7 protein-coding genes are annotated in these 7,593 nt (G+C 54.4%); 3 read left to right on the plus strand and 4 right to left on the minus strand.

What is annotated here, in order from left to right; genetic code table 11:
- The coding region (locus ACQY6F_RS17405; protein WP_428776243.1) for a substrate-binding domain-containing protein at nucleotides 1-406 on the plus strand (406 nt) is incomplete at its 5' end.
- A 117-nt stretch (nucleotides 407-523) separates the two neighbouring features.
- Entirely contained in the window at nucleotides 524-1,522 is a 999-nt protein-coding gene (locus ACQY6F_RS17410) for a DUF4382 domain-containing protein (RefSeq protein WP_428776245.1), read from the plus strand.
- A gap of 99 nt (nucleotides 1,523-1,621) precedes the next feature.
- On the opposite strand, the gene ACQY6F_RS17415 is transcribed toward ACQY6F_RS17410, so the two are convergent.
- Nucleotides 1,622-3,289, minus strand: coding sequence for a pseudouridine synthase (locus ACQY6F_RS17415; protein WP_428776246.1), 1,668 nt, complete (start codon nucleotides 3,287-3,289; stop codon nucleotides 1,622-1,624).
- Nucleotides 3,290-3,432: 143 nt separating this feature from the next.
- A complete protein-coding gene (locus tag ACQY6F_RS17420; RefSeq protein WP_428776248.1) occupies nucleotides 3,433-4,020 on the minus strand; it encodes a LysE family translocator in 588 nt (195 codons plus the stop codon).
- 154 nt (nucleotides 4,021-4,174) lie between these two features.
- Between ACQY6F_RS17420 and ACQY6F_RS17425 the strand changes: the two genes are divergently transcribed.
- Nucleotides 4,175-4,615: an Lrp/AsnC family transcriptional regulator gene (locus tag ACQY6F_RS17425; protein WP_428776250.1), complete on the plus strand. Its 441-nt coding sequence runs from the start codon at nucleotides 4,175-4,177 to the stop codon at nucleotides 4,613-4,615.
- On the opposite strand, the gene ACQY6F_RS17430 is transcribed toward ACQY6F_RS17425, so the two are convergent.
- Together ACQY6F_RS17430 and norR are read right to left on the minus strand one after the other, a co-directional pair.
- A complete protein-coding gene (locus tag ACQY6F_RS17430; RefSeq protein ID WP_428776252.1) occupies nucleotides 4,612-5,976 on the minus strand; it encodes an MATE family efflux transporter in 1,365 nt (454 codons plus the stop codon). The genes ACQY6F_RS17425 and ACQY6F_RS17430 overlap by 4 nt on opposite strands.
- Before the next feature lie 168 nt (nucleotides 5,977-6,144).
- Nucleotides 6,145-7,593 (minus strand): nitric oxide reductase transcriptional regulator NorR (gene norR / locus ACQY6F_RS17435; RefSeq protein WP_428776254.1); only part of this gene is annotated, 1,449 nt, incomplete at its 5' end.

The raw sequence follows: 7,593 nt of genomic DNA on the forward strand, positions 1-7,593 counted from the left end.
CCAGAAAGCACTCAGAGAAGCCGGCATTGAGCCTACCGATAGACTGGTGCGTGAAGGGGATTTCAGTTCGGAAACCGGCTACCAGAGAATGGTCGAGCTGATTGAGTCAAAAGCCCATTTCACTGCGGTATTCGCCGCCAATGACCAGACCGCCTATGGGGCCATTAAAGCGCTGCATGACCATGGCCAGCGAGTTCCTGACGATGTCTCTGTGATCGGCTTTGATGATTTGCCCACGTCTAAATTCTTTACTCCCGCTTTGACGACGTTACGTCAACCGATTGAAGAACTCGGAGTGGTCTGCGCCCAGGCACTGCTTAATTTGCTAAGTGGCCAGCGCCACGATGCGCGGTTGCCGCCGATGGATTTGATTGTAAGGCAGTCAACAAAGTCTCGATATCGATAATATTGCCATTTACATTTGTGATTCGCTGCCAGATTACTTTCTTTTTGACCTCATGCTGACATGTCTTTTTCTATCTCATCTTTACTTACCGGGTGGGATACCAAACAGGAGGTTAGTATGAATTTCAAATTTTTCGTCCCGGCGGTGCTGGCACTATTTGCCCTGGCAGGCTGTGGCGGTGGTGATGGAGACAGCACCACGACACGCACGTCTAAAGTCTCTTTTTCTTTATCCGATGCGCCGGTTGATTATGCGGAAAGCGTAACGATTGCGGTAGATAGGCTTGAACTGGTCAATAGCAGCGGCCAGTCAATCTTTATCGATGTCGGTACGGATACCCAAGATTATATCCAGTTGGATCTGCTGGATTATCAGGGGATGAACTCGGCGCTGATTGTGAGTGATGAGCCGATCCCGGTCGGTCAATATCGTAATCTGATCATGCATATCCATTCCGAACCCGGGCTCAATTTTGTTATTGACAGAATGGGTGAGCAGCCCCTGAAGCAGCCAAGCAACAAGCTGCGACTGGGTGGTTTTGTGGTGCAAGCAGAAGCGGTACAGGCATTCACCATTGAGTTTGACCTGCGCATGTCGATGGTGATGCGCGGCAATATGAACAACAATAACGGTTATATCCTCAAACCCCACGGAGTGAAAATTATTGCCAATGACGCCGCGGTGGCTTTGTCAGGCACGGTTGACCAGGCATTCTGGGGAGAGGGTGGCTGTCAGGATCCCGATCCGGCCGGCAATATGATTTACCTCTACTCTGGTAGCGGATTGGAAAATGACCAGATGATTGATTTGATCGATCCTAGTGATGAAGGTTATACCGGTGAACCAGCGTTGCCAGAGATGGCGGTCGCCCCCGTAGCCTCAACTGGCGTTATGGATGGTACCGGTGAATACCAATTCGGCTATCTGGAACCGGGTGATTACACCGTGGCGTTTGTCTGTACCGGCGCGGCCGATGATCCGGTGCAGTACAATCCGGAAGTGGTGGTACCTGCCAATGTGGTTGACTCCGGCGTGACCAAAAAAGAAGTGACTCTGGTGCTGGGTCAGGAGGCAACGGTCGATTTTGGCCCGCAACAGCCGATGCCAATGCCTTAACCGAGTATATTCTCATAGAACAGAAAAGCGCCTGCGGGCGCTTTTTTTTGTGTGTGCTCATGGGCGAGTCAGTAAATTCTGACTAGTCGCTACGGAGTATCAGAAGTCAGCATCGGCCTGAAACACCATCGCTTGTTTGGTATAGGGATGATCAAACTCCAGCCGCTCTGAGTGCAAATGCAGACGATCGGCTTTCTGACCATACAGGCCATCGCCGACCATAGGGCTGTTCAGTCCTAAGTGGTGGGCGCAGTGGACCCGCAGCTGATGGGTACGGCCGGTTTTCGGATACAGGTACAGCTTGGTCTGGCCCTGGTGGGCGTCGATCCGCTGCCAGAAGGTTTCCGCCGGTTTACCATGCTCGAAACAGACCAACTGACGCGGCCGGTCATCCGGATCGCCACGCATCGGCAGGCTGATGGTGCCGCTATCTTCAGCCAAACTTCCCTCAATTAACGCCACATAACGCTTGGCAACCCGGCGGGAAATAAACTGCTTTTGCAGGCTCTTATTGGCACGCCTGGTCAGGGCAAAGACCAACAGACCGGAGGTGGCCATATCAAGACGGTGGACCACGATCGGGCCTTCACAATCGGCAAACTGAGCCTGCAGCCGGGTGTAGACGGAATCTTGCACGGTTTTGCCCGGAACCGATAACAGCCCGGCAGGTTTGTTGACCACAACCATCGCCTCATCCTGATAGACGATTTCCAGCGGCAGATGCTCCGCCCAGTTTTGCTCAAGTGGATTGGGTTCGACATCCAGTCCTTGCAGCATATGGCTCAGTATCGGTTGGCATTTACTCTGACACGACGGATAGAACTTTTTGTGCTGACGGATTTCCGACTTGGGAGACGTGCCCCACCAGAACTCGGCCATGGCCAAGGGTTGTAAGCCGGTCTGATACGCATACTGCAGCAGTTTAGGCGCGCAGCACTCACCCGAGCCTGCTGGTGGCACCGGGTTGCTGCTGGCGGAGAAAATGTCCATTAAATCGCGCGTTTCACCCCGTTGGTTGAGAAAACGGTACTGACGAAACAGTTTGTTCTGCAGCTGATTGGAGAGCTGGCCCCGGCGTTGTTTCAGTTCTTCCAGCTGGCGGGTCAGTCGGTCCAGCTCATCTTGCAAGGTTTGCAACTGGGCCTGCCAGTCCTGCTTGAGATGTTTAAGGGCGTTTTTATCTGCGACGCTCTGCCTGGCGAGTTGATCGAACCGTTCGTTACGGGCGGCTACCGGCATCGATTCTGCCTGTTGGCGCTGCTGTTTTCGCTCAGCCCGGTTAACGATCAATTGCTGACGTAGCGACTGTTCCTGAAGCTGATAGCCGTAAGTCGCGGCGTCAATCTCAGCTTGTAACTCAGCCAGCCTTGGGTTGGCCTGATGCCCTTTTACCTGCTGGTTGATGTCGGTGATATCCGCCAGCTCACGGCGGAAAAAACCTTCCTCGGTCAGCATGTCGAACACCGGTGGCACGAAGCCCGGCAGCAGATTCTGATCGGCTATTTTGCCGGAAAAGGCGCTGAGAAAGCCCAGCTCCCCAGCGGTATTTTTCACCACCAGTACGCCAAACATCTTGCCGCAGCCATTAGAATCTTGCAGACCAAAGTCGTGCTGCCACTGTTGCTGTGTGGCTAAATGCTGCTGTAACTGTTCCGCGGCCAACTCACACAAGGGATGCGGCTGATAGTAAAACGGAAAAGTAAACTGCTCAGGCAGTGACAATTCTTCAACAGGGCTGGCAAAGCGGGTAAAACAGGGATCGGACATGAAACGGACTCGGCTGAAAAAACTGGCGCAATAACGCAAATCGCCTGTCAGTCGGCATTCAGAGCGGATTGACAGGCGGCGAGATTGTACCCGTTTGTGCGGTAAAGATCACCTTTCGGCCGTGCAGTGCGGCTCCTGATCTATCAGGTCAGCATCGGCACGGTGGAGCTGAGCAGTAATGCCGCCATGGCCAGGTTAAACAACTGGATTCGGCGTGGTGTGATCAACCAGCGTTGTAAGCGAATACCGGCCGCGGTCCAGAAGGTCACCGAAGGGAGATTGGCCACGATAAACACCAGCGCGATGAAAGTGAGCTCCGTCCAGGCGCCGCCCCCACCGTATACTGTCACCGCCGTCAGTGCCATCGACCAACCTTTCGGGTTGAGCCACTGGAATCCGGCCGCGCTAAGGAAGGTCATCGGTCGATATTCGGCCGCGGTGTGGTTTTTCTTGCTGAGGGCAATTTTGACCGCCAGGTAAAACACATAGCCAAGACAGGCGTACTTCATTAGTTGATGCATCAGCGGGTACTGTTGGAACAGACCCATCAAACCGACGCCGACCAGAATCAGCATAACGGCAAAACCTAAAATGATGCCGAGCATGTGCGGCATGGTCCGGCTAAAGCCGACGTTGGCTCCGGACGTCATCAGCATGATGTTATTTGGCCCGGGGGTAAAGGTCGAGACAAAGGCAAACAGTGCCAGCGCACCTAGTTGTTGCAGCTCCATGGTTGATCTCCAAACGAAATTGTTTTTCTAAAACGATTTTTTCTGAAACGAAAAGCGTTGTCATGACCGGTCAACGACTAGTTTAAGTGGATTCAACGGCAATTATGTGCTTTTATTTGAGCAATATGACGAATGTTAGCAATGATATTTAGCAATGGATAAGTTTGACGAAAGAATATTGCGTGAGCTGAAGTTGGACGGTCGAATCTCCAACGTCGAACTGTCCGAGCGGGTGGGGTTGTCTGCTTCGGCGACGCTACGCCGGGTTCAGGAGCTGGAGCGGCGAAGGGTGATCAAAGGCTATCGGGCGGTCTTGGACGGTGCCAGTTTAGGGGTCGGGTTTGTGGCTTACGTGTCGATTGGTCTCGCCTCGCATACCCGCAAAGCCCAGCTTGAGTTTGAACATTTTGTCCGTGATGTGGATGAAGTGGTCGAGTGCCACAACATTACCGGCGCCAATGAATATCTGCTACGGGTAGAAACCGCCGATTTGAGCAGCTATAAACGCATTCACGCCGACGTGTTGGGGGAATGCCCTCAGGTGCAGTCACTCACGACCATGGTGGTGATGGACTCCCCTAAGGACGACCGCTAGGCATTGGAGTTCGGCGTCTCTGCCGGGGTCTGAGAACTCTGCTCGCTGCAGAGCTGGGCGAGTACCCGCTGGTATATCCACCAGGCGCAGGCACCGGCCAGCAGGTTACCCAGCAGTGCGCCGCTAAACAGGCCCTGCAGACCCGCAATTTGTCCACCCAGCCAGAGGCAGGGCAGGAAAAACGCAAACAGACGTAAAGCGGAAATCGTCAGTGCCCGGTACGATTTGCCGAGTGCGTTGCACACCGACACCATCAACATACAGACCCCCAGCGCGCCCAAGCTGATCGGCACTATGCTCAGATGCCAGGATAAAATGGTTTCCACCTGTTGCTCACTGGTCATTACGTCGGCCAGCCAACCGGCACTGGCGAACGTGATCAGCGCGATCACCAGCTGAAATACCAGGATAAAGCGGCAGGCGATATTCACCAGCTGACGTATCTGACCGAGTTGTCCGGCGCCGAGCATACGTCCGACCATAGGGGGCATCGACATGGTCAGTGCCAGTACTGACACAATGGCAAAAAACTCAAACCGAGACCCCAGTGCCCAGGCTGCCACTGCGGCAGTGCCAAATCCGGCCAGAAACTTGGTCGCCAGCATGGAGGATAATGGCGGCAGCAGTTGGCTGATCATCGCAGGCCCCATAATATGGCCGATTGAGCGGATGCTCTGACCCAGATGGATATCCTGCCAGTCGAACGTCATCCACTGCTTAGCCAGCACTTTGGGTGTCACTACCAGGCAACCAAAGCCAAACGCGACAATTGTCGCCATCGCCGCACCGTTAATACCCAGATCAAACACGAAGATAAACAGCGGATCCAGGGCCAGATTGAGCAAGCTGGTGACCATCATCATAGTGCCGGGCAGCAGGGTATTACCGTTGGCCCGGCAGATGCTATACAGGAAATAGAGCATCGCCCCCACCCAGGCACTGGCTGCCCAGAATACCCAATATTGATCTATGATGCTGAAGACCGTCTCTGGCGCGTCCAGCATGGCCAGCAGCGGTCTGCGTGCCAGGTAGATCAGGCTAACCAGCAGCGCGACGCCAAAGCCGCCGATAGAGATAATCAGGCCCCCCAGCTGCTTTGCATACTGCTGCTGGCACGCCCCGAGTGCTTTGGAGATCACCGAGGTGGTGGCTATGCCCAGCCCTACCTGAGTCCCGATGATGATCATCTGCATCGGCAGGGTAAAACCTTGTGCGGCTAATGGCAGTATGCCCAGTTGGCCGATAAAGGCGCTGTCGACCAGCTGAAAACTCATCAGCGACAAAACGCCAAACAGCATTGGCCAGGTCATGGAAAACAGTTGCGAGGTAAGGCTTGGAGCGTTAGTAGAAGTTTGAGCCATTCTGAATCTTATCGTTGCTGGTTGTGCGAAGCAGACGGAGCTACCGTCAATTGCTGTTTAGTGTAGCAGTTATTGCTGAATGTCAGTGACTTATCGCCACCGGCATCCGATTGAGCTGATGATAGACAGCTTAAGTTGCCTGCCACATCCGTCGCAAGCTCATTTGAGCTATTCAATAAAATGTTGCTTGGTGACATTGATGCCTAGTCTTTTGGCCAGCCGGGTCAGATTGGCTCTGTCCAGTTTCAGCTCCCGTGCCGCCTGTGCCCAGTTGAATTCAGCCTGGGTCAGGGCAGAAATAATCAGCTGCTTTTGAAAATCTTCAGTCGCGGCGCGTAAACCCTGTTCAAGCTGAGGAGTGACTGACAAAGCTGCCAGGGCGTGACCTGGACCTGGTGCGGGCTGGTCAAGTGAGCCGATATCCTCCACACTGACGGTGGTGAGCTTGCGCTCTGCCTGTCTGGCTCTGGCTTTTAGTGCAGCCCGGTTGATGACGTGCTCCAACTCGCGCACATTACCTGGCCAGCCATACTGATTAACGGCTAACTGCGCTTCTGGTGCGAATTTTAGTTGCCGGATGCCCAGTTTGCGGCGCGCCTGCTCCAGAAAATAGCCGGCCAGGAGCGGGATATCCCCTTCGCGCTCTCTCAGCGGCGGGACTTTAATCGGATAGACACTGAGGCGGTGGTAAAGATCGGACCGGAACCGGCCGTGTTCCACTTCGCTTTTCAGGTCGCGGTTGGTGGCCGCCAGAATGCGCACATCTATGGTTTCGACTTTATCCTGACCGACGGGCTGGATTTCACTGTTTTGCAGTGCGCGCAGAATTTTACTCTGTGCCGCCAGCGGCAGTTCGCCGATTTCATCCAGAAACAGAGTCCCGCCGTCTGCCAGTGCAAATTTACCCATCCGGTTCCGGTCGGCGCCGGTAAAGGCGCCTTTAACATGGCCAAACAGTTCACTCTCTACCAGCTGCTCTGGAATCGCAGCGCAGTTGACGTACACCAGTGGCTGACGGGCACGGCCGGATCTGTGGTGTAACGTGCGTGCGACCAACTCTTTCCCCACGCCGGTTTCACCGGAAATCAGGATATTAAAACCGGAAGGCGCCACCACTTCGATGTCGTGTTTCAGTGCCTGCATCGCCGGGCTATGACCGATGATCTCACCGCCGTCACGTTCCCACACTTCCTCATTCAGCTCTTCCAGCCGTTGCTGGGTCTGCTGTGCCTGGCGTTCAAGCTGGGACACCGTCAGGGCAACTTTCAGGGTAGAAGCTGCAATGGCCGCCAGTGCTTCCAGATTATGTGCCGGAATGTGATCAAACACGTTGGGCGTCAGGCTATCCAGAGTCAGTACGCCCAATAGCTTGTCGGCAAATATCAGTGGCAGCCCCATACAGGCGTGCATGGGCAAATCGCCGTCGTGGTCGAGCAGCAGGCCGTCAAATGGATCCGGCAGCGGGCTGTCGGCATCAAAACGCACCGGAATGTCAGAGGAGCAGATGGCCGCAAACCTCGGGTGTTCTTCAACCACGAATCTTCGTCCAAGAGTATCCCGGGTTAAGCCCTGAATGGCGAGCGGAGTAAGCAGGTTACCCTGCAAAGCCAGTAGTGC

Origin of the sequence: Vibrio sp. (assembly GCF_050299255.1) — a bacterium.
Lineage (GTDB): Bacteria > Pseudomonadota > Gammaproteobacteria > Enterobacterales > Vibrionaceae > Vibrio.